Raw genomic sequence first — 22,869 nt, forward strand, 5'->3', positions numbered from 1 at the left:
GGCCACCTTAATGAGATACTTCTTAAAATGCTTTAAGGCTAATATCCATGCTCTGCACAGAGTGTGTTAATGCGCCCATAGAAATAAAATCCACCCCACATTCGGCAACTTCCACCAGCATCTCTTCTGTGATTCCACCTGATGCCTCAGTCTTAAATTGATTACCAATCAATTTTACAGCCTGTTTCATAGTCTCATAATCCATATTATCCAGCATGATATAATCCACGCCCCCTATTTCAATTACTTCTGCAACTTCCGCTAGATTTCGGGTTTCAACCTCTATTTTCAAATCCAAACGATGAGCTTCTAAGTATTTTTTGGTTCGTCTGATAGCTGGCTTGATTCCTCCTGCAAAATCCACATGGTTATCTTTCAACATCACCATATCATATAGAGCGAATCGATGATTAATTCCTCCTCCAATATGCACCGCCCACTTTTCCATCAATCGAAAATTAGGTGTAGTCTTTCTGGTATCCATCAATCGAGCTTTGGTATGAAGAATCTTCTCAGTAAGTCGGTGAGTCAAAGTTGCAATCCCTGACATCCTTTGCATGCAATTCAAAACTAATCGCTCAGATGATAAAATTGAGGCTGAAGACCCTTTTACAATTAGCCCTATATCTCCATATTTAACGGCATCACCATCAGCAATTAAAAGTTCCACCTGTAACTCAGGATCATAAGCTTTAAAAATTTTTTCTGCCAACTCAATACCTGCAATAATCCCATCTGCTTTAATTATTAGTTGGGCTTGGCCCATTTTGCCTTCTGGAATAGATGCGAGAGAGGAATAGTCTCCTGGACCAATATCCTCCTTAAATGCAGATTTTATAAATGCTTGGACGGCATCCTCCGTCAGATAGGCTGGTTTCATGTTTCAAAAATAGACAAATTGAAAAGCTGTAAAGGAATTTTTTTCTGAAAAAGATCTATCCTTTTACAAACTCAAGGCTATAAATTCTCAGAATTGATTCCTGCTGAGAAACCTTAATAAAAACTTTGAAAGTTCCCTCTTCACTTAAATAATCTCCAATAAATGAGCTCAAACTAGGATTGGTTTCACTGCTATAAACGATACTAAATCCCTGAGAAGGATTTTTCTTAAAAAAGTCTCTGATCACAATTTCTGCCTGATTTTTAGAATAACTTCCTTGTTGTCCATTGACATTCAGAGAGATACTCGATTCAAAAAATTTTGCGAGATCACTGCTTGAATTATTATTTATAGCAGAAATAACCGGATCAATAGAAATATCTTCCTTCTCAACTTTTATTGGACTATTAAATAGCAAGAGCAAAGAAAATAATAGGTTCAAAATTGTCATCCCCCTATCTTGGCAAATACTAAGCCAAAAAAAGAATCTTTTTGATGTTTCATCAGTTTTAAAAAATGAAGACTCAAATTCTGTCAGATTAAGTTTTAAAGTCGGGATTGGGTCGAAAATTAATATATTTGCCCCATGGACAAGAAAGTACTTTTAATGATTTTGGATGGCTGGGGAATAGCCACCAATCCTTCAGTATCTGCAATAGATAAGGCCAATACACCATTTGTAGACAGCTTGTACACGAAATATCCTCATGCGAAACTTGAAGCATCCGGGTTGTCAGTAGGACTACCCGAAGGACAAATGGGTAATTCAGAAGTTGGCCATATGAATATTGGAGCAGGTAGAGTAGTCTATCAAGACCTAGTAAAAATTAATCTCGCTGTAAAGAATGGTGAACTCAACAATCACCCAGTTCTTGTCGAAGCCTTTGCCAAAACAAAGGCAGCAAAGAAGAAAGCACATTTTATGGGACTACTTTCAGATGGAGGTGTTCACGCTCACATTACCCACTTAAAAGGACTTTGTGATGCTGCAAAACACAATGGCTTAGAAGATGTCTTCATTCACGCCTTCACAGATGGAAGAGATACCGATCCTAAAGGTGGTATAGGTTATATCGAGGATCTTCAATCTCATTTAAAGCACTCATCGGGGAAAATTGCATCCGTAGTTGGAAGGTACTATGCAATGGATAGAGATAATCGTTGGGAAAGAGTGAAGTTAGCATATGACGCCATGGTGAAGGGAGAAGGTGAAAAATCAAAAAATATTATTGCAGCCATGCGAAAATCCTATGAAAATGGGGTGACAGATGAATTTATCAGGCCAATCATCCATGTTGGTTCGGATAATAAACCATTAGCTACGATTGAAGAAGGAGATTTGGTTATCTGTTTCAATTTTAGAACCGATAGAGGTCGTGAAATTACTCAAGCACTAACACAGCGTGATTTTGAGGATTTCAATATGAAAAAACTTGATCTTGATTATATCACGTTCACTAGATATGATAATACTTTTAAAGGAGTAAAAGTCTTATTCGAGAAAGACAACCTTAACAATACCCTTGGTGAGGTATTATCGAATGCAGGCAAGAAACAAATCAGAATAGCGGAAACTGAAAAATACCCACATGTAACTTTTTTCTTTTCTGGAGGACGAGAAGATGTTTTTGAAGGGGAGAGCAGGTTACTATGCCCATCACCGAAGGTGGCAACCTATGATCTGCAACCAGAAATGAGCGCTTTTGAAATCGCCTCAAAAATAAATCAGGAGCTAAAGAAAAAAAGTGCTGATTTTATTTGTCTAAACTTTGCTAATGCTGACATGGTCGGACATACCGGTGTATTTGATGCAGCTGTAAAAGCATGTGAAGCAGTAGATAAATGTGCAGAAAGCGTTATTACAACGGCATTAGATAACGGTTATACCATTATCGTAATTGCTGATCATGGCAATAGTGATATGATGATCAACGAGGATGGCACCCCAAACACTGCCCATACTACTAATCTAGTCCCTTTCATAATGGTTGATAACAAAGATCAACTTCATGTAAAAGATGGAAAACTAGGTGATCTTGCCCCAACAATTTTGAAACTAATGGGGATTGATATTCCTAAAGATATGACCGGAGAAATCTTGTTAACTTAATGAAAATCAATTACAGATTAATTTTATTCTTCCTCCTCATTGGAATCTCAGCTTGCAGCGTGGGAGAGAAGAATGGTGAAAAGCTAGACGTTTTACCTTATTTCGACTTGAAAGGGTTTATGACTGAATCCATTAAAGGTCTGAAGGAGGCAAAAGTCACAAAAATTTCCAGAGTCGATGGGATTGATACAACTTTGGTGGTGTCGATGAATGAAGAACAATGGAGAGATGAATTAGATGTCTTTTTTGAAGCTGACATTAATAAAACTTCTCTCTTAACTTCGTACGACACAAAGGTAAATAATCAATTTTTAAGTCATGATTTGCTCCCAAATGCAAAAGCTGATGTGAAGAATATTACCGTAAGTATAATCAACGATGATGTCCAAATGATCAAAGTCAAAATAGAGAAAGAAAATATATTTTATAGTTCTGTTACAAATGCAGAGTTATATATTTCCAATGCCAGCAAAAAGTTAGATCATTACACCATTGAAACAACTCAAAAAATCTGGTTTCTAAAACCCAATAATATAAAGATTATGGGAGCACTTAGGTTCTAAAAAATACCTCTGGAAATATCCAGAGGTATTTTTTTATTGATTAAATAAAGGAGGCCTCTTTGCTTGCCAATCTGAATTTTTCTGGATAAAGTCACCTAGCAAGACCAATTTATCTTCCTCAAAAAGATTTGCTAATAAAGTAATAGAAGTTGGGCTTCCAGATTCATTAAATCCATTTGGCATACATAGGGCTGGATGCCCTGTCAAGTTTGTAATTCTTAATTGGGGGCCTGCAAAAGAAGGGGTAACAATCACATCATATCCTTTCATCAAATCATGCATTTCTTGGATCAAAATACTTCTTTGACGACTTAGCTGAACATATTCCACTGCAGGAATAAAACGTGCTGCCCTAAAAGAGTTTGGCCAAGCACCCTTATGCTGGGCAACTAATTGATCGTCCCAACCCAAGCGGGTCAATTCATCAAATGCAGCTGCTCCCTCCACCATCAGCATCATGACGATTGGACCTGCATCGATACTAGTTTTCAATTCTAATGGATGCAATTCAACCCCATTATTTTTGAGCAAATCCAAAACAGCCTGATCATTTTTACTAGCTCTTTCGCCTTCAAAATATGGTTTAAAATAACCAACCTTCAGGTCTTTAACTGATTTTTTCGCATCATAATTAAAAGCTGAAGCAATGGTACTAGCATCGTTGATATCCGAACCATTAATAATAGAAAGCACAATTCCGTCATCTAATGCCGATCGGGAAATAGGGCCTATTTTATCCATTGACCAACTCAAAGCCATAGCACCATGTTTACTGACTCGTCCGTAAGTAGGTCTCAATCCCGTGACTCCATTTCTTGTGGATGGAGAAACTATTGAGCCTAATGTTTCAGTTCCAATCGCAAATGGAACAAGCCCAGCACTTACTGCTGATGCAGAACCAGCTGAGGATCCGCTTGATCCCTGATTGAGATTCCAAGGGTTTTTGGTCTTACCGCCGTACCACACATCTCCCATAGCTAAGGCACCCAAAGTAAATTTACCTACCAAAACTCCACCTGCTTCATTTAATTTATTGACTACGGTGGCAGTCATATCGATTTCTTGATTTTTATATGGTTCTGCTCCCCATGTAGTTTTTGTCCCTTTTACAGCCAGAAGGTCCTTAATCCCATATGGAATCCCATGAAGAGGGCCTCGATATTTACCAGCAGCTATTTCTTGATCCATAGCGCGTGCCTTATCTAATGCTGAATCTTCCATCAGCGTTATTAAACATTGAAGTGTATCCGAATAAGTCTTTATTCGATCAAGATAAATTTTGGTCAGCCGCTCGCTACTTATCTTTTTAGATTTAATTAGCACCGACAATTCATGAACAGGCAGATATGCAATATCAGATTCTTTCTCAGGAAGGTTTACTGATTTAGGAAGTCCCCAATCGTAGGAATTTTGATTTAAATCTGGGATAAAACCTTTAGGAAGAGGATTAAAAACCAAAGCAGGTGCAACTGAGTTATCTAATTCAACCTTTCGGAGAGTTTCATAATTTGACAACTGGTTTTCTAGATTACCAATCATACTATCCTTTTCTGAAATATTAAAGGAGAGACCAATTAGATTTGAAGCTGCCTCAATGGTGGTTGGTGTGATTTCACCAGCACGTTTACCTATTGTAAAACCCAATCCCAGACACATGGCTGCGCCTAAAATCAACAGAAAACCTTTGTGACTAATTCGATTTTTAACTTTCATTGGATAGTTTTGTATAATATCTAGGTAATAATTCTTTCAAGATCTTCAATAAACCAAAATAAATCAAACCACTCATGGATGAACAATCTCCATTTCCTGTTTTTCCAATGCATTTCAGAGGAATCTTACTACTGGCAGGAATGTACACCATTGCTTGGTCAGCTTTTTTTAAATGGTTTGGACCAGAATTAATTTCCTGGTTGGCAATGGGGAGTAAGGAAATTACTAATCTACCGAGTGAATATTATGGCATATTCGGGATAATTGTCGGTTTGATCATTTTTGTGAGTGCCTTTTATCCTGTAAGCTGGGTATATATGATTATTGCAGGAATCACCGGAAAAATTATTTTAGCAATATGGTTTACACTTGGTTTTTTACCGGCAATCGGTTGGAACAAACGCACTGGATTTCATTTGTTGATCAATGAATTGGTTTGGTTAATCCCACTAATTACTATTTTTTTAAGAGGTCTTCAAGTCAAAAACTTTTTAAGAATAAAAGAACAGGAATAGAATTATTATAAACTATTTACCACAGTTCCATACCAGTTTATACCATATAGGATATCCTTGGAAAAACTTCAAGTGGCTTGTATAACACTCTTAATTCTTTTGGGTATTTTTTCCTGCCTTCCCTAAAAAAAGACAATAAAAAAAGGCTCAGGTGAGCCTTTTTTTGGTTTGATTTTCAAGAAATTAAAGAATCAAAATCAACAATAAAAGAATAATGATAATTGCTCCAACTGAAAGATATAGACCTTTACCGTCGTCAGCTTTTGCCTCTTCTTTCATTTCTTTTAGCTCGGAGCGAATTTCCTTGATTTCGTCTTTGCTCATTGACTTAAAGTCCATTGATTTAATCTCATCCAATCGCTGTTTCATTTCCTCCGCTCTTATTTTCTGAGCTTCAGTCATTTCAGTTTTTCCATTTTTAGATTCCTTATCATTGGCAGGTTCAGCCTGAATGAATTGGACTGATAGAAACAAAGCAAAAATCGCAATTAGCTTTTTCATAATGTAATTTGTTTAAGGTTAGTTATTTAAATGGTTAATTAGGTTGTCAATAGTTGTCTTCTTAATATTTGGGGTTAAAAGTCAAGCCCTACCAAAGGCTATTTTTTGTAACTTACCACAGCTAATCAGAGAAATAAACTTCTTCAAAATACTTTAATAATGTCCCAAAAACAAGCACATAAATTATTTTTATTAGATGCAATGGCTCTTATTTATAGGGCCCATTTCGCTTTTAGTAAAAACCCTAGAATAAACAGTAAGGGTTTGAATACTGGAGTTATGCTTGGTTTTACCAATACACTTCTTGAAGTTTTGGATAAGGAAAAACCTACACATATTGGAGTGGCATTTGATACACAAGCTCCAACTTTCAGGCACATTCAATTCGAAGCCTACAAAGCTAATAGACAAGAACAGCCCGAAGACATTGGTGCCGCGATCCCTTGGGTCAAAGAAATTGTAAAAGCTTTTAATATTCCTATTCTGGAAATGGATGGATTCGAGGCAGATGACATCATTGGGACCTTGGCCAAACAGGCTGAAGCAGAGCATTTTACTGTGTATATGATGACTCCTGATAAGGATTATGGTCAGTTAGTGGATGATCATATTTTTCTTTATAAGCCTGCCTTCATGGGAAATGGGGTTGAAGTAATGGGACCAAAACAAATCTGTGAAAAATGGGATATCGAGCGGGTAGACCAAGTGATCGATATTTTAGGTCTAATGGGAGATGCTGTTGATAATATTCCAGGAATCCCCGGAATTGGGCAAAAAACTGCTGTAAAGCTTCTAAAACAATATGGGACTATTGAGGAATTGATCAAAAACACCGAGGATCTAAAAGGAAAGCAAAAAGAGAATGTGGTAAACTTTGGAAAACAGGGTTTATTATCGAAAGAATTGGCAACAATCAAAATAGATGTTCCAGTAAAGTTTGTAGAAGAAGATTTACGCTATGATGGATTTGATGAAGAAGCCTTGAAAACACTTTTTGGAGAATTAGAATTTAGGACTTTAGCGAGCAGAGTTTTCAAAAACGAAAAAGACAAAAAAGCATCTATCCAAAGAAATGATCAACTCGGCCTGTTTGGAGATTCATCTCCTTCAACTTCAAAAAAAGAAATAACTTTTGAGGAAGAATCTGTGAATATTGCTCCCACTCAGGAACCCTCCACCATTCATACATCAGCACATCAATACCATAAAATTAAGGGTACAGATGCAATTGAAGAGTTAGTCTCTTATTTACTTCTTCAAGACGAGCTTTGTTTCGATACAGAAACCACTTCTGTAAATGCAATGGAAGCAGAATTAGTAGGTATTTCTTTTTCCTATGTATCAGGAGAGGCCTATTATATTCCTTGTCCTTCCGAAAAAGCTGAAACGCTGGAAATTTTAAAATTACTTCAGCCTGTTTTCGAAAATGAAAAAATTCTTAAGATTGGTCAAAATATTAAATATGATATCCTAGTCCTCAAAAATTATGATATCAAGGTAAAAGGAGGGCTATATGATACTATGCTTGCCCACTATCTGATAGAACCGGAAGGTAAGCATTCCATGGATTGGCTTTCGGAACATTATCTGAATTATAAGCCAGTCTCAATCACTGAGCTGATTGGTAAAAAAGGTAAAAATCAGGGAAATATGAGGGATGTCGAAGAAGATGAAGTTACAGAGTACGCTTCTGAAGATGCTGATATTACCCTCCAACTCAAAGAAAAGCTTGATCCATTACTCAAAGAAAGCGATTTGGAAAAACTCTTCTATGAGGTAGAAAATCCATTGATTAATGTACTTGCTGAGATGGAATTTGAAGGAGTAAGAATTGATACTGAAAGTCTTGCTGAAATGTCTCTTCTCCTTGAAAAAGAAAGCAAAGAAATAGAAAATAGAGTCTACGAAATAGCAGGCGTAAGATTTAATTTGGCCTCCCCCAAACAGTTGGGTGATGTCCTTTTTGACAAACTAAAGCTTGATCCAAAAGCGAAAAAAACCAAAACCGGGCAATACGCTACTGGGGAAGAAGTATTAAGTAAACTTGCTAATGAGCATGAAATTGCTAGAGCTATTCTCGACTACCGTCAAATGGTAAAACTTAAGTCTACCTATGTTGATGCGCTGCCCACGATGATCAATTCCAAAACAGGAAAAATCCATACTACCTATAATCAGTTTGTGGCAGCTACAGGTAGACTTTCTTCCATAAACCCAAACCTGCAAAATATTCCCATCAGAACTGAAAGAGGGAGAGAAATAAGGAAGGCTTTTGTTCCAAGAGATGAAAATCACATCCTTTTGGCAGCGGATTATTCTCAGGTAGAATTACGAATCATGGCTTCATTTTCAGGAGATGAATCTATGATTGAAGCCTTTAAAAATGGTAGAGATATTCATGCAACAACAGCTGCGAAGATTTTTCAAGTGCCTCTGGAAGAAGTGACTTCTGACATGCGAAGAAAAGCCAAAACTGCCAATTTTGGGATTATTTATGGGATTTCAGCTTTTGGCTTATCCCAGCGATTAGCTATTTCCAGAACCGAGGCAAAAGAAATTATTGATGCTTATTTTAAGGAATTCCCAGCAGTCAAAGAATATATGGATGGGGCGATTGAAAAGGCTAGAAAAGATGAATATGTTGAGACGATTTTGGGTAGGCGAAGATACCTGAGAGATATCAATAGTAGAAATGCAACCATGCGTGGTTTTGCTGAACGAAATGCCATCAACGCACCAATTCAAGGTTCTGCTGCCGACCTGATTAAGGTTGCCATGATCGATGTACACAAGTGGATGAAGAAGGAAAACCTCAAATCAAAAATGATCCTTCAAGTTCATGATGAATTAGTTTTTGACGCACATAAAGACGAAGTGGAAATCCTAAAAGCCATTGTGCCAGGACTGATGTCAAACGCCATCAAAATGGCAGTTCCAGTAGAAGTGGAAGTGGGTACTGGAACAGATTGGCTGCAAGCGCACTAACTTGAGTACAAAGTATCAAGTAGTTCGAACTCCTAAATTCATTGTTAATAAATAACTGGGGTTGAAGTTCCTCTGAATCTCGTAAATCGTAATTCTCTTTTCGTAAATCCAAAAATGGCTAAAATAAAAACCACATTCTTCTGTCAAAACTGCGGCGCCCAAAGTCCGAAATGGTTGGGAAAATGCCCTGCATGTGGTGAATGGAATACCTATGTCGAAGAAGTCATTCAAAAAGAGGAAGCAGGAAAAGGGAGTTGGAAACCTTCAGGTTCTGGCACAAAAAAGGCCAGCACCCCAAAGAAAATCCATGAGGTCAATTACGAGGAGATGCCTCGTTATGTAACTGGTGATGATGAATTGGATCGGGTTTTGGGAGGCGGAATTGTACCCGGTTCTTTGGTTTTAATTGGAGGGGAGCCGGGAATCGGAAAGTCGACTTTAATGCTTCAGATCGCCTTGATTCTCAAAAACAAAAAGATCCTCTATGTATCGGGAGAAGAAAGCGAAGCTCAAATCAAAATGCGGGCGGATCGGATGACAGCCAAAAATCCGGATTGCTATGTTCTTTCCGAAACTAATACTCAACACATCTTTCAGCAAATTGAACTTTTAAAGCCTGATTTATTAGTCATTGACTCGATCCAAACTTTAAATTCCCAATACGTAGAATCTGCCGCAGGTTCAGTTTCACAAGTAAGGGAATGTACGGCAGAGTTAATGAAATTTGCCAAGGAAACAGGAACTCCCGTCTTTTTGATTGGACATATCACCAAAGATGGATCTATTGCCGGACCAAAAGTTTTGGAACACATGGTTGATACGGTTTTGCAGTTTGAAGGCGATCGACACCTTGCCTATAGAATTCTTCGAACGTCCAAAAACCGTTTTGGCTCCACGCATGAACTTGGTATTTATGAAATGAGAACGGAGGGTCTCAGGCCAGTTGCTAATCCTTCTGAAATATTATTAACCCAGCGTGAAGAAGTTCTAAATGGAGTCGCTATCGGTGCTATGATGGAAGGGAATCGCCCATTATTGATTGAGATTCAATCTCTGGTAAGTCCAGCAACATATGGAACTCCGCAAAGAAGCAGTACCGGTCATGATGCTAAAAGACTGAATATGCTTTTGGCAGTTTTAGAAAAAAGAGGAGGAATGCGACTGGGACAACAAGATGTTTTCTTAAATGTGGCTGGTGGATTACGGGTTGACGATCCTGGATTGGATCTAGCTGTTTGTGCTTCTTTGATTTCAAGCTATGAGGATACTCCTGTATCTGAAGATATCTGTTTTGCTGGAGAAGTAGGGTTGGGTGGAGAAATCAGAGCCATTCATCGCATCGAAAACCGAATTTCTGAAGCTGAAAAGCTGGGGTTTAAAAAAATTATTGTTTCAAAATATGCTGTAAAAGGACTCGATCTGAGCAAATACAAAATTCAGGTACTTGCAGTCAGCAAGCTGGAAGAAGTATATCAGAAGATTTTTTGATTTTCTACATTCTGTGTGAGTTAAAAAAACTGAATTTTTAATTCAAAATTGTTTAGCTACGCAAAATACCAAATTTCTTATGGTTTGGAATAAAGGATTCGTTAAATTCAGAATTAAAAAAAATCCGAACCTATGAAAAAGTTTTTTATCTATGTTTTCGTTTTCATCCTTGTTTTTAATGTTGGAATTCTTCAAGCACAGGATTTGAACATTAAAGTAAGTTCTGAGACTGTCACCATGAAGATTGGGGAATCCAAACAACTGGATGCAGTCGTCTTAGACAATGCCGGGAATAAAATTGAAAACAGAGAATTTATCTTTTTCTCCAGAAATTCTCGTGCCCTGTCCGTTGTGGATACCACTGGATTAGCGACTGCTATCAAACATGGAGAATATGATGTAATTGTCATAAGTCCAGGAGATCCTCAGCTTAGATCCAATATAACTGTGACAGTGGAGCCAGCTCCCATTTCTAAAATTGAAGTACAAGGTATTCCTGAAAACATTTATGCTGGAATCCCTATTCCACTTGAACTGAAAGTTACCGATGAAGCCGGTTTTGAAAGGCCTGAAAAAGTTATCAAGTTGTCTTCCTCAGATGAGGATATCATCTCTGTTGCTCCTTTTACAAAACTGATTCCTAAAGAAAAAGGAACAGCAAAAATTACAGCAACTGTAGATGGCGTAAACGAAACCATAGAAATTAATGTAATAGAGAATCCCATTGCAGAAATCCTATTGACGTCAGATATGGTTGAGGGTAGGTCTGGAGACGTTTTTACTTTAACTGCGATGGCTTTGGACAAAGCCGGAAATCAAGTAACAGATGCTCCTATCAATTATTCATTTACCGGAGAGTCATTTGACGTTTCTGCAGCACCATCAGGTCTGATTACGGAAGAAGGAAAATTCGTCGCTGATCAGCCAGGTGTTTATGTTATAAACGCCACTTCAGGCCCTGCCGCGGCTTCGATCACTGTACAAGCAAATAATAGAAATGTCAGCAGAAAAATTGATGTTGTTGGACAAGGCTCTGTAAACAACAAACACACATCTGATTTATGGATATGGGAAGGAGAGGATGGAAAGGATTATGCTGTCACTGGAACATGGGGAGCTGATGGAACAGCTTACTTTTGGGATGTCACAGACCCTGCAGGAATTCAGTTAGTCGATTCTGTAAAAGTAGATGCCCGAACTGTAAACGATGTGAAAGTTTCAGAAGATGGAAAAGTAGCAGTGATCTCACGGGAAGGAGCTTCAAATAGAAAAAATGGGTTGGTCATTATTGATGTAAGTAATCCAAGAGATGCCAAAATTATTTCTGAATTTTCTGAAAATCTTACTGGTGGGGTTCACAATGTCTTCATTTATAAAAACCATGTGTATGCGCTTAGCGCTGGAAGAAAGTATTATTCCATCAATATTGAAGATCCAAAAAATCCAAAAATCGTAGGTGAATTTGAATTAGATACTCCAGGTCATTCCATTCACGATGTTTGGGTCCATGATGGAATTGCATATTCATCCAATTGGACAGATGGAGTACAATTAGTCGACGTAGGAAACGGAATTGCTGGAGGAACACCTTCTAATCCAGTACAATTCGCCAGTTATGCCTATCCAAGTGGCTCTAATCACGCAGCTTTCCCTTATAAAGATGAGAAAACAGGCAAATTTTATGTAATTCTAGGCGATGAAGAATTCCCTTATGGACTAGATCCTAGTGGTCGAAAACCAAGTAGAGCAGCAGGATTCCTTCATATAATTGATTTTACTGATCTCAAAAACCCCAAAGAAGTGGCTTGGTTCCAGGTGCCTTTTGCCGGATCACATAACTTCTGGATCGAAGATGATATTTTATATGCTGCATTTTACAATGGCGGTGTCAGAGTGGTTGATATCAGCGGTGAACTATTAGGAGATTTAAATAGACAGGGTCGTGAAATAGCCTGGATCGTTCCAGAAGATCCGGATGGTTATGTTGCCAATGCCCCTTTCACATGGGGTGCTCAACCTCATAAGGGTCATATTTTCTATTCTGATTGGAATAGTGGCTTGTGGTCAGCAAAGCTTCAGCCAATAGTACCAGATAATGCGAAGATTGATAATAAATAAATTGATTTCCTTGAATATGAAAGTACAATCAGTTTTAAAGAAGTCTATATTCCTAGTAACCGCATTCTTGACATTCAATTTTGGGGTTAAGGCTCAAGATTATTATGTCTATGTTACTGCTGAATCGGAGGATGAAGTTGCCTTGATTAAATTTGACGGAAAAAATGCAACTGTAGAAGAGACTATTCCAGTTGGAATCTGGCCAGCTGAGATAGAAGGACCACATGGAATCAATGTAAGTCCTGATGGAAAGTATTGGTATCTATCTCTGGCTCATGGTAATCCCTATGGCACCTTATATAAGTATTCAACTGAAAGCAATGAAGTTGTAGACACGGTTCGACTGGGCCTATTTCCAGCTTCTCTTCAAGTCTCTAAAACCACAGGACTTTTGTATTGCGTCAATTTTGATCTTCACGGAGATATGGTACCAAGTACTGTTTCTGTCGTAGATCCAGAGGAAATGATTGAAATTGAAAGAATTGAGACAGGAGTTATGCCCCACGGCTCAAGAATATCATCTGACGGATTATTTCATTATTCCGTGGGTATGATGTCTGGCGAATTATTTGAAATTTCTACCACCAAGTTAAAAGTTACCCGCAAGCTAAATTTGGATGGAATAGCAGAAGAAATGCCAGCTATGGGAGGTATGGATCATAGTAAAATGGATCATTCAAAAATGGGGCATACGATGATGACTGAATCTGCTCCTATGTATCATAGTGAGACTAAGCCAACCTGGGCTATTCCTCATCCCACAAATGGCAAAGTTTATGTTGCAGGAAATGGATCTGACGAGATCTTAGAAGTAGATCTTGAAAAATGGGAAATTACAAACAGGTTCAAAACTGGAAAAGCTCCCTATAATTGCGATGTTACACCAGATGGAAAATACCTTGTTGCCACCTATAAAGGCAGTGGAGAAACAGGTATTTGGGATCTGAAAAAAGGAAAAGAACTTCCTAGAATCAAAAACACCAGAAATGTTACTCATGGTGTAACAATTTCTTCTGATAGTAAATTTGCTTTTATTTCTGTAGAAGGTATTGGAGGTGAACCGGGGACAATGGATGTTATTGATATTAAAAATGCCAAAAAAGTAGCCTCGGTAGACATGGGAAAACAGGCCGGAGGTATTATATTTTGGAAGATGGAATAATTCAAAAAGCGAAACTAAAAAGGATCCGATTTTGGATCCTTTTTAGTTTAGTAATTAATCGAATTCGCATTGACAAAACTCATTAATTCAAAATCAATCTCTAAATACTTTTCCACATAATCATCCCAATACATTTTTAAAAAGATTGCGCGATGTGGATGCTCAATATAAGCCTTGTAAGATTCATAAGTATCAAACTCCAATTTCAGGCCGTATTCAAATTCATTTTTTGAGCTAGTTTCAATAAGTACTTGGAAATTTTTCACCCCTGAAATGGTGGATAGCTTTTTAGCAGCATTTAAAAATATCCTTTCTTCTGAGGACGCTCTAGGATACTTAAGTTTGAAAAACACGCAGTGATTTATCATGGTAAAAGAATTTAGAATGAAAAATATTGATATAATTATAACGCAGAAAATCTAATTTGTCATTTAGAAACAATAACTTAGTAAAGTTACAAAATCATTTAATGACCTATTTATGAAATCAAATTTACTTCTAAAATTCGGAGTAGTTGCAATTTTCTTGTCCTATCAATTTAAAGTTTTTGCCCAGGCCGAGAAGAAAATGCTTCCAATAATCGATGTACATGTCCATGCTTCTAAAGTCAATCCCAATTTCGCAAGTGATCTTTGCCCTTGGTTTCTAACCTCAATGCCGGGGAGCGGTCCCAATCAGCCAGCCCCAAGCTTTTTAAACACCGATTGTGTTGATCCACTAAAACCTGCAAAGTCAGACCAGGAAATGCAGAATGCAATAATCGACGCAACTAATCGCCTGAATGTAACCATGATAGCAAGTGGAGATGCAGAGATTTTACATAAATGGCATGAAGCTGCTCCAGATCGGATTATTCCATCTATAGGAATTGGGCAAGATATGAGTGTAGAGGCCTTCAGAGATTCCTTATCAGGGGGATTTTATAAAGTAATGGGTGAAATTGCTCCACAATATCAAGGAATGTCACCTAGCGATATGTCCCTTGATGAATATTTTGGCGTTGCAGAGGAACTAGGTGTTCCCGTTGGAATACATATGGGAACAGGAGGAAATGGCATGGCAAATATTACATCTCCAAAATATAGAGCCTCTATGGGGAACCCTTTCTTATTGGAAGACTTGCTGGCAAGACACCCTAAATTGAAAATATGGGTGATGCATGCAGGTTACCCAATGGTAGATGAAATGATCGCATTGATGGGAGCAAATGCATATGTATATGTGGATTTGGCAGGTTTGATCTGGAGTTATCCACAAGATGAAGTCCATGATTATCTAAAGAGACTCGTTCAAGCAGGTTTTGGAAAAAGAATTATGTATGGCACAGATTTGATGATTTGGCCGAAACTTCTGGAAACTTCAATTGGCTTAATCCAAAACGCCACTTATCTCTCTTATGATCAAAAACGAGACATTTTCTTTCATAATGCCGTTCGCTTTTTTAACCTAAATGAAGAGGATTTCAAGTAAGAATACCTGAATCTGTATTTACAAAAGGATAGTTGATGACAATCTCCTATCCTTTTTTTATTATTTTCCATGATCAATCTAATTCCTTTCAACACTGGAAAATTGCGCTTGCTCATATGAATAGAATAAAACTCCTATCTATTTTCTTTCTCTGGATCACTCTATGTTCATGGGTTAATCAAAAAGCAATTTGTCAAGATCTCTGGCCAGATGGAACAAAAATCTCTCCTTGGTTTCATGATTATTCGAAGCTCAAATTAGAAAATCTGGGGAAGCAATATGTAATTACAGAACATGGAGTCTTCGTAGATAGTACCATTTTACAAACTGAAAAAATTCAACGAGTTATTGATCAAGCCAGTCAAAGTGGAGGTGGGGTAATCATTATTCCAAAAGGAACTTTTCTTAGTGGAGCCTTATTTTTTAAACCAAATACACATCTCCATTTAGAAAAAGGTGCTGTTTTAAAAGGGTCAGATGATATTTCAAATTATCCTAAAATTCCTTCCAGAATGGAGGGACAAAATCTAGATTACTTTGCTGCTTTGGTAAATGCTTATGAAGTAGATGGCTTTTCTATCACAGGACAGGGAACTATTAATGGAAATGGCTTAAAATTCTGGAAAGCTTTTTGGCAAAGAAGAGAGGAAGACCCCAATTGTACTAATCTCGAAGTTTCGCGTCCCAGACTAGTTTTCATTTGGAAAAGTAACGATATACAATTACAGGATGTAAAACTTATTAATGCAGGGTTTTGGAGTAGCCATTATTATCAATGCAAAAATATCAAGATCCTAGATCTCACAATCACCTCACCGCATGAACCTGTCAAAGCACCAAGTACAGATGCCATAGATTTAGATGTTGTTCATAATGTACTTATCAAAGGATGCTATCTCGCCGTGAATGATGACGCGATTGCTCTAAAAGGAGGAAAAGGTCCCTGGGCAGATGAAGACCCTAATAATGGTGAAAACACGAACATTATTATTGAGGATAGTGAGTTCGGTTTTTGCCATTCCGCCTTGACAAATGGAAGCGAGTCTATTAATAATAAAAATATCATCCTGCGAAATATAAAAGTAAAAGATGCCATTCGACTACTTTGGCTAAAAATGAGACCAGATACACCGCAGCATTATGAATACATTACGGTAGAAAACATTACAGGTCAAGCCCGTAGCTTTATATATGTAAAACCATGGACGCAGTTTTTTGATCTAAAAGGAAGAAAAGAAGTCCCTATTTCATATTCAGATCACATTACCATGAGGAATATTGACCTGGAGTGCAATATATTTTTTGACGTGGCAATTACAGAACATGATCGATTGGCAGATTTTCATTTTGAAAATCTAAATATAAAGGCAGAAAAAGAAAATTTTGACCCTGACATCGTGAATGGATTTACTTTAAAAAATGTCCTTGTAAATGGTAAAAAAATAGACTGATTATTCCCTTTTAAGCTGTGTCAATAGGTTATGTATGAAATTCATTTTTTGAATCACGTTTTGGCTTACAACAAAAGGGTACATATCTGGAACTCCCATTGATCTATTTAAACTATTAATTACCAAAGAGATCGGAGCCCATTCCTTATAAATTTTATTAAAGTCCATAATTTCATAGGGGTCAAAATTTACTTTACCCTTAAAACTTTGATCCTTTACATTTGGATTTACCTCCACACCAAAGAAGTATGAAGTCTCTGTCATATCCATAATATGTAAATAATGTGCCCATGTCTCTGCCCAATCCTCCCAAGGATGAGAAGTAGCATATTGACTAATATAGCTTTCTTGCCAATTTGAAGTGGCTCCAAATTGATAATGATTATTTAATGATTGATTATAATCTGTACGTTCGTCACCAAATACCTCACGGAATTCCGAAAGGGTTGTTTGATTACCAGAAACTAACAAACTCCAATAGTAATGTCCTACTTCATGTCTAAAATGACCAATCAATGTTCGATAGGGTTCCGACAACTGTTTTTTCACGTACTCTCTATGCACCGTATCTGCTTCTGAAAGTACAATTGTAATAATTCCATTATTATGACCAGTCATTACTTTTGGATTACCTTGTTTCGCTACAAAATCAAAACAGAGACCTTTATTAACATCACTTGATCGGGGAGAAATAGGCAATTCTAGTCGTTGTAATTGATAAACCAACCTATGTTTCGCATTTTCAAGCTTTTGCCATTTCTCTGTATTCTCCTGGATAGATAAATCTGGAATGATTCGATTTAGTGAACAAGCTAAACAGTATTCCCTTTCTTCTTTAAAGGGAATAATCCAATTACAAACCCCTGAGACAGAATTCCTACAATATTTAAAAATCTCCCCATCCCTGTCTGATTTTAAATTTCCATTAACAGATGTAAAAGTTTTCATTCCATGATGCAAGTCTGAGTATCCAGATAAATGACTGCATTTTTCACAACTTTGATTTTCAAAATAAAGTGGATAGCCACAGTTGTCACATTCAAAAATTTTCATTTACAAATAGCTATTGTTTGATGTAATGTTAACAGAGTTCCAGCGGAATGATTCACTAGAGACTCAAATGTTTTTCCAAAATCATTTGACGCTTTAGATAGATTGAAGCCAATTTGAAGGAAAACTCATTAATTCTTGGTATCTACTAAAATTCACTGGACTCAGGATAATTCAGATTGGCAACTTTGGCATGAATTTATTTAAAAGTCCATTCTTGGCTGGATAGTTATCGATCTTATTGTTTTATCCAGGAATTACTTCTTGCCAAAGATATAGAGGGAAATATAATCGTGGGATTAGGAGTTGTTCTAGCAGGTTATGATCCGATGAAAATTCTTGTCGCACTTATGGTTCCATTATTAAATCCGGACGAGAGGAAAAATATTAGGTAAACTAAAATAAATTATATGCCTGATAGGTCGCTAATTTATTCAGAAAATGCATTTTTTCACCTGAAATACTATTAAGATCACTACACTTTTTCTGACAATACTACAAAATAGAGGGTTTCTTTACGAGAAGATTACAAGTTTATTCTTTAAATTCCTTTAGATAAAACCATCTAACCTGATATCTTATGAAAAAACTTGTAGCAGAATTTATTGGAACGCTATGGCTTGTCCTTGGCGGTTGTGGCAGTGCTGTTCTGGCAGCAGCTTTTCCGGAACTGGGAATTGGATTTGTAGGAGTAGCTTTTGCCTTTGGTCTTACTGTGGTAACAATGGCTTATGCTATTGGCCATGTGAGTGGTTGTCATTTAAACCCTGCGGTTTCTGTAGGATTATTGATGGGAGGAAGATTTGATAGGAAAGATTTAGTTCCTTACATAATTGCCCAAGTATTAGGGGGCTTAGCTGGTGCGGCTATTTTATTTAGCATTGCAACTGGCAAACCTGGTGTAGAATTAGGAGGGTTTGCTTCAAATGGATTTGGAGAAGCATCTCCGGGAGGCTACTCCATGACTTCTGCCATAATAACGGAAATAGTAATGACGTTCTTTTTTCTAATTGTAATCTTAGGTGCTACGCACCCGAAGGCACCTGCAGGCTTTGGAGGTTTGGCTATCGGTTTAGCTTTAGTGCTGATACATTTGATTTCAATTCCAGTAACCAATACTTCTGTCAACCCTGCTAGAAGTACTAGTCAGGCTATTTTTGCTGGAGGAATCTACTTACAGCAATTATGGCTATTTTGGATAGCACCTATTATCGGAGCCGTTTTAGCAGGAATTGTATATAAATTTTTGTCCCCTACAGAATGAATTTCCAAAAAAAGTTAAACCTTTGCTAAAAGAAATATTTTAATGTCACTTAACCTTTATTAAAATGAAATATATTAAGATTTTATTTCTGGTTGCGTTTTTTGCCTGTGCAGCTAGTTTAAAGAGCAATGCGCAAGAAGTAGGTCTTCGATTTGGTAATTTCTATGGAAACAATGTTGCTATAGATGGAGTATTCGCACTGAGTGACTTTAGCCGAATTCATGCTGATGTGAGTTTTGGTAGTGGAGGGGTAGGTATTGACGCGATTTGGAATCCTTTATATAGACCTATAAGCACCAGTGATTTCAACTGGTACGCTGGATTTGGTCCTTCTTTGTTTATAGGAGATCCTTTTGCACTTGGAGTCGCTGGTGAAATAGGGGTTGAATATGCATTTGAGGAAGTTCCAATTGTAATTGGAGCAGATTGGCGACCAACTTTCAGGATCGTGGAAAATACCGACTTTTTTGCCGATGTTTTTGGCTTAAATATCCGATGGAGATTCGGGAATGACGGAAGTAACGCAACAAATTAAAAGTAAATAGCGGGATTCGATCCCGCTATTTTAATTTTTTCCAAAGCCTGGGAATTAATCCAAACAACGATTGATTTGGGATGTGCAGCTAGAAGCATCCTACTAAGGCTGAACAAAAATTTCCTGACCCTTAAGGAAAATGCATGTTAGTAAGTGGTTCATTTTTAATAGAAAAATTTCGCGGTAAAGGAGGATGGACTTATATCAAAGTTCCTCTTAAAATCCAACTATCCAATCTGCCTTTTGGGATGATCAGAGTAAGTGGATCTGTTGATCAAATCGCTTTTAAGGGAAAACATTTAATGCCTTTTGGAGGTGGAAATTTATTTTTGCCAATTCCAAAACCACTTCTGCTAAAACTTAAAAAGGAGGTGGGACAAACAGTTTCTATAGAACTTTTTGAAGATAAAATTCCTACTGAAATCCCTTCAGAACTGATCGACTGTTTATCGGATATACCCGGAAAACTTGAACGTTACCTTGCTTTAAGCGATGCAGAAAAAAAGCGATGGATAACTTATATTTTCGAAAGCAAAAAAGAAGAAACGAAAGCTGAACGTATTATTAAACTGATTAATTCTTTAGCCTAAAATTCTACGATTATTCCAACAGTCGGCAAAATAGTACCGGCAGTGTTTTCAATAAATTTCAGCTGATAGCGTGTTGGATCTTCAGGATTTATAAGAATTTCCCCTGATTCTCCCCTTACTGGAACCAACAAATCAGGCTGGTCCGCTTCATAATTATATAGGTTTTGAATATCCACATACCAATTTAAACTCCACTTTTTGAAGTAGTACTTCTTATCTACTCTTAGATCCAATTGATGAAAAGCCCTTAACCTAAATTCATTTATCTGGGAATAATCAAAAATAGGCTGACCACGAAGGTCCCAATTGCTAATGAGTGATGATTCTTCTACATCATAGGGAGTATAGGGAGTACCTCCAAGGTACCTCCATCTCGTTCCAACTTCCCAGTTTTTATTAAATCTTTTCCCAGCAGTCAAACTCACGATGACCTTATTGTCCCAGGAGGAAGGAACATAACCTTCTGTATTGGGGTTGGTAAATTCGCTCCTTACCAAAGTCAAAGAGGCTATTCCATAAAAATCATTAAAAAGCCTTTGTTGGGCTAAAAATTCTAGACCATAAGCTCTTCCATTGGCATTGGAAACGACTTCTTCATTACCAATTACACCAAAATCTGCGCCTAGATTTGCCAATGCTATCCCATTTCTGACGGATGAAGGATAATTTTTATACTTCTTGTAAAAGGCCTCCATGGTAAATCTCCTGTTTTTCTCAGGCACTAAAAATTCTAATCCTGCAATCAATTGGCTGTTCTGAATATATCTCACATCAGAATCTTGATTTACCAATTGCCCTGAATTATCTCGATATCCTAAAACCGTATAAGGTGGTTTTTGATAATAAATCCCTGCATTGGCGGTTGCAAAAAGGTTTGGCCTTAATTGATAGGAAACCGATACTCTTGGACTCAGTTGATTAAAAGGATTAGAAGCTGTACTCCCAAAATCTGAACCGTCAATTCTGATACCTCCTGAAAGCAATAACCGTTCATCTTTGGAATATTTAGTTCCGGAAATAAAAGCGCCGTATTGGTTGAAATTAGACGTTGATTCCACATCAATCACTTCTCCTGTATTCGCTAATGCAGACCTGTCAAAATTTTTGATGTAGTACCTTGAATATTCATAATTCACTCCAAATTTTATGGAGTATCCAGTTCCAAATATGCTGTTTTCAGCTCTAAATTTATTTTCAGATTCCTGTGATAAGTAACGATACAAAAGATTGGATTCAGAGCTTTCTTCATTGTTAAAATACTTCTCTGCTTCATTATTTAGCATGTTTCGGCTTAACACAAAAGTCCAAAACCCATTTTCCCTAAATCGTTTTAATTTTATACCAGTGGTATAATTCCACTGACTTTGTACTGGTAATACATCTAATAAATAAAGGCGATTTTCCAATTCTTCTCCAGTTTCATCTTCAGGGATTTCTTCGTTGAGGACAAACTGATCTATTGCTCCGACGCCCAAAAATGTCAATTCGGTCTTGTCATTTAGTTTTGTTTTTGTCTTTAGCTGAAAATCATTAAATGTGGGTAAAAAAGGAAGTCCCAAAACTTTGAACAATCCTTGCAAATAAGATCTTCTTGCAGAAAGTAAATAGGTAGTATTATCACCCAGTGGGCCTTCATTCGAAAGTGTTAACTCAGAAGCTCCTAATGTCATTTGAGTCTGCATGTTTTCCCTATTTCCATCCTTCAATTGAATTTCGAAAATAGAACTTAGTGCATCCATTCTATTTGAGGGGAAACCACCAGCAATTAAGTCAACGTTCTTTATCAAATTCACATTCAATATCCCAACGGGGCCACCAGAAGAACCTTGGGTGGAAAAATGATTTATTACCGGAACTTCTATCTCATCCACAAAAAATTTGTTTTCATTTGGAGCACCTCCTCTAATCAGGATGTCATTTCTAAAACTGGGGGTACTTGCTACACCCGGCAATGCCTGAATTACAACTGATATATCTCTATTTCCACCCGGATATCTTTCTATTTCATTGCTGTTAAGTTTCCTTACTGAAAGAGGCGTTTCTTCCGATCTTGAAAATTCAGAACTAACCACAACCTCGCTCAGTTCCGAAGCATCTTCCTGAAGCTCAAAATCTAATTGAACAGCTTTCGCCAAGGTTACCCTTACTTCATACCTTGTTTCTGTCTTATATCCTACAAAACTTGCCCTGACATTATAGAGTCCGGCAGGAATATTTTCGATTTCAAAAAACCCTTCCTCGTCTGAAATAGCACCAAAATCAGTATTTAATACCAACACATTTGCAAATGCAACTGGCTGCCCATTGTTTGGATTTGTTATTTTACCTCGAATAATTCCTTGAGAGAAACTTGTCAAAGAAATTAAAATTAGGATGATTGTTAGTAGTCGTTTTTTCATAAGAAACATTTGATACCTAGAAAAACAATTATGATCCAAAAGGTTTCCAGGTTTAGTAGTTATTGACAAAAATCA

The 22,869-nt window shown here is 37.2% G+C and carries 19 protein-coding genes; 12 read left to right on the forward strand and 7 right to left on the reverse strand.

Annotated elements, in window-relative coordinates; translation table 11 throughout:
* Positions 1-22 precede the first annotated feature (22 nt).
* On the reverse strand, positions 23-880 hold the full coding sequence (gene nadC, locus AAGF08_RS00785) for a carboxylating nicotinate-nucleotide diphosphorylase (RefSeq protein ID WP_343508979.1): 858 nt from the start codon (positions 878-880) through the stop codon (positions 23-25).
* A 55-nt stretch (positions 881-935) separates the two neighbouring features.
* Positions 936-1,331, reverse strand: a complete 396-nt coding sequence (locus tag AAGF08_RS00790) for a DUF4783 domain-containing protein (protein ID WP_343508980.1) — start codon at positions 1,329-1,331, stop codon at positions 936-938.
* 135 nt (positions 1,332-1,466) lie between these two features.
* Here AAGF08_RS00790 and gpmI point away from each other — a divergent pair, with 135 nt between their 5' ends.
* Entirely contained in the window at positions 1,467-2,990 is a 1,524-nt protein-coding gene (gene gpmI, locus AAGF08_RS00795) for a 2,3-bisphosphoglycerate-independent phosphoglycerate mutase (protein ID WP_343508982.1), read from the forward strand.
* Positions 2,990-3,553, forward strand: a complete 564-nt coding sequence (locus tag AAGF08_RS00800) for a hypothetical protein (protein ID WP_343508983.1) — start codon at positions 2,990-2,992, stop codon at positions 3,551-3,553. The genes gpmI and AAGF08_RS00800 overlap by 1 nt, the downstream gene beginning before the upstream one ends.
* Before the next feature lie 33 nt (positions 3,554-3,586).
* Here AAGF08_RS00800 and AAGF08_RS00805 read toward each other — a convergent pair whose 3' ends face one another.
* Complete coding sequence (locus tag AAGF08_RS00805) at positions 3,587-5,266, reverse strand: amidase (protein ID WP_343508984.1); 1,680 nt, start codon at positions 5,264-5,266, stop codon at positions 3,587-3,589.
* A 74-nt stretch (positions 5,267-5,340) separates the two neighbouring features.
* On the opposite strand from AAGF08_RS00805, the gene AAGF08_RS00810 reads away from it, so the two are divergent.
* Positions 5,341-5,781 (forward strand): hypothetical protein, encoded by a 441-nt coding sequence (locus AAGF08_RS00810; protein ID WP_343508985.1) that lies wholly within the window; start codon positions 5,341-5,343, stop codon positions 5,779-5,781.
* Between the two features lie 183 nt (positions 5,782-5,964).
* On the opposite strand, the gene AAGF08_RS00815 is transcribed toward AAGF08_RS00810, so the two are convergent.
* Positions 5,965-6,282 carry a hypothetical protein gene (locus tag AAGF08_RS00815; RefSeq protein WP_343508986.1) on the reverse strand — a complete coding sequence of 106 codons (318 nt, stop codon included), beginning with the start codon at positions 6,280-6,282 and terminating at the stop codon, positions 5,965-5,967.
* Between the two features lie 159 nt (positions 6,283-6,441).
* On the opposite strand from AAGF08_RS00815, the gene polA reads away from it, so the two are divergent.
* The 4 genes from polA (at position 6,442) to AAGF08_RS00835 (ending at position 14,035) form a co-directional block, all read left to right on the forward strand.
* A complete protein-coding gene (gene polA / locus AAGF08_RS00820) occupies positions 6,442-9,267 on the forward strand; it encodes a DNA polymerase I (RefSeq protein ID WP_343508987.1) in 2,826 nt (941 codons plus the stop codon).
* A 114-nt stretch (positions 9,268-9,381) separates the two neighbouring features.
* Entirely contained in the window at positions 9,382-10,755 is a 1,374-nt protein-coding gene (radA, locus tag AAGF08_RS00825) for a DNA repair protein RadA (protein ID WP_343508989.1), read from the forward strand.
* Positions 10,756-10,887: 132 nt separating this feature from the next.
* On the forward strand, positions 10,888-12,873 hold the full coding sequence (locus AAGF08_RS00830; RefSeq protein WP_343508991.1) for a hypothetical protein: 1,986 nt from the start codon (positions 10,888-10,890) through the stop codon (positions 12,871-12,873).
* Positions 12,874-12,889: 16 nt separating this feature from the next.
* Positions 12,890-14,035, forward strand: a complete 1,146-nt coding sequence (locus tag AAGF08_RS00835; protein ID WP_343508992.1) for a YncE family protein — start codon at positions 12,890-12,892, stop codon at positions 14,033-14,035.
* A gap of 47 nt (positions 14,036-14,082) precedes the next feature.
* On the opposite strand, the gene AAGF08_RS00840 is transcribed toward AAGF08_RS00835, so the two are convergent.
* Complete coding sequence (locus tag AAGF08_RS00840; RefSeq protein ID WP_343508993.1) at positions 14,083-14,403, reverse strand: Dabb family protein; 321 nt, start codon at positions 14,401-14,403, stop codon at positions 14,083-14,085.
* Between the two features lie 112 nt (positions 14,404-14,515).
* On the opposite strand from AAGF08_RS00840, the gene AAGF08_RS00845 reads away from it, so the two are divergent.
* Positions 14,516-15,505: an amidohydrolase family protein gene (locus tag AAGF08_RS00845; RefSeq protein ID WP_343508994.1), complete on the forward strand. Its 990-nt coding sequence runs from the start codon at positions 14,516-14,518 to the stop codon at positions 15,503-15,505.
* Positions 15,506-15,621: 116 nt separating this feature from the next.
* A complete protein-coding gene (locus AAGF08_RS00850; RefSeq protein WP_343508995.1) occupies positions 15,622-16,956 on the forward strand; it encodes a glycosyl hydrolase family 28 protein in 1,335 nt (444 codons plus the stop codon).
* Here AAGF08_RS00850 and AAGF08_RS00855 read toward each other — a convergent pair whose 3' ends face one another.
* Positions 16,957-18,009 (reverse strand): putative zinc-binding metallopeptidase, encoded by a 1,053-nt coding sequence (locus AAGF08_RS00855; RefSeq protein ID WP_343508996.1) that lies wholly within the window; start codon positions 18,007-18,009, stop codon positions 16,957-16,959.
* A 577-nt stretch (positions 18,010-18,586) separates the two neighbouring features.
* Between AAGF08_RS00855 and aqpZ the strand changes: the two genes are divergently transcribed.
* The 3 genes from aqpZ (at position 18,587) to AAGF08_RS00870 (ending at position 20,395) form a co-directional block, all read left to right on the forward strand.
* Positions 18,587-19,270, forward strand: a complete 684-nt coding sequence (gene aqpZ, locus AAGF08_RS00860) for an aquaporin Z (protein ID WP_343508997.1) — start codon at positions 18,587-18,589, stop codon at positions 19,268-19,270.
* 64 nt (positions 19,271-19,334) lie between these two features.
* Positions 19,335-19,805 (forward strand): outer membrane insertion C- signal, encoded by a 471-nt coding sequence (locus AAGF08_RS00865; protein WP_343508998.1) that lies wholly within the window; start codon positions 19,335-19,337, stop codon positions 19,803-19,805.
* 143 nt (positions 19,806-19,948) lie between these two features.
* The gene (locus tag AAGF08_RS00870) at positions 19,949-20,395 is read left to right on the forward strand and encodes a DUF1905 domain-containing protein (RefSeq protein WP_343508999.1); all 447 of its coding nucleotides are present in this window, start codon (positions 19,949-19,951) and stop codon (positions 20,393-20,395) included.
* On the opposite strand, the gene AAGF08_RS00875 is transcribed toward AAGF08_RS00870, so the two are convergent.
* Positions 20,392-22,794 (reverse strand): TonB-dependent receptor, encoded by a 2,403-nt coding sequence (locus tag AAGF08_RS00875; protein WP_343509000.1) that lies wholly within the window; start codon positions 22,792-22,794, stop codon positions 20,392-20,394. The genes AAGF08_RS00870 and AAGF08_RS00875 overlap by 4 nt on opposite strands.
* Between the last annotated feature and the right edge of the window lie 75 nt (positions 22,795-22,869).

Origin of the sequence: Algoriphagus sp. SE2, assembly GCF_039563885.1 — a bacterium.
Lineage (GTDB): Bacteria > Bacteroidota > Bacteroidia > Cytophagales > Cyclobacteriaceae > Algoriphagus.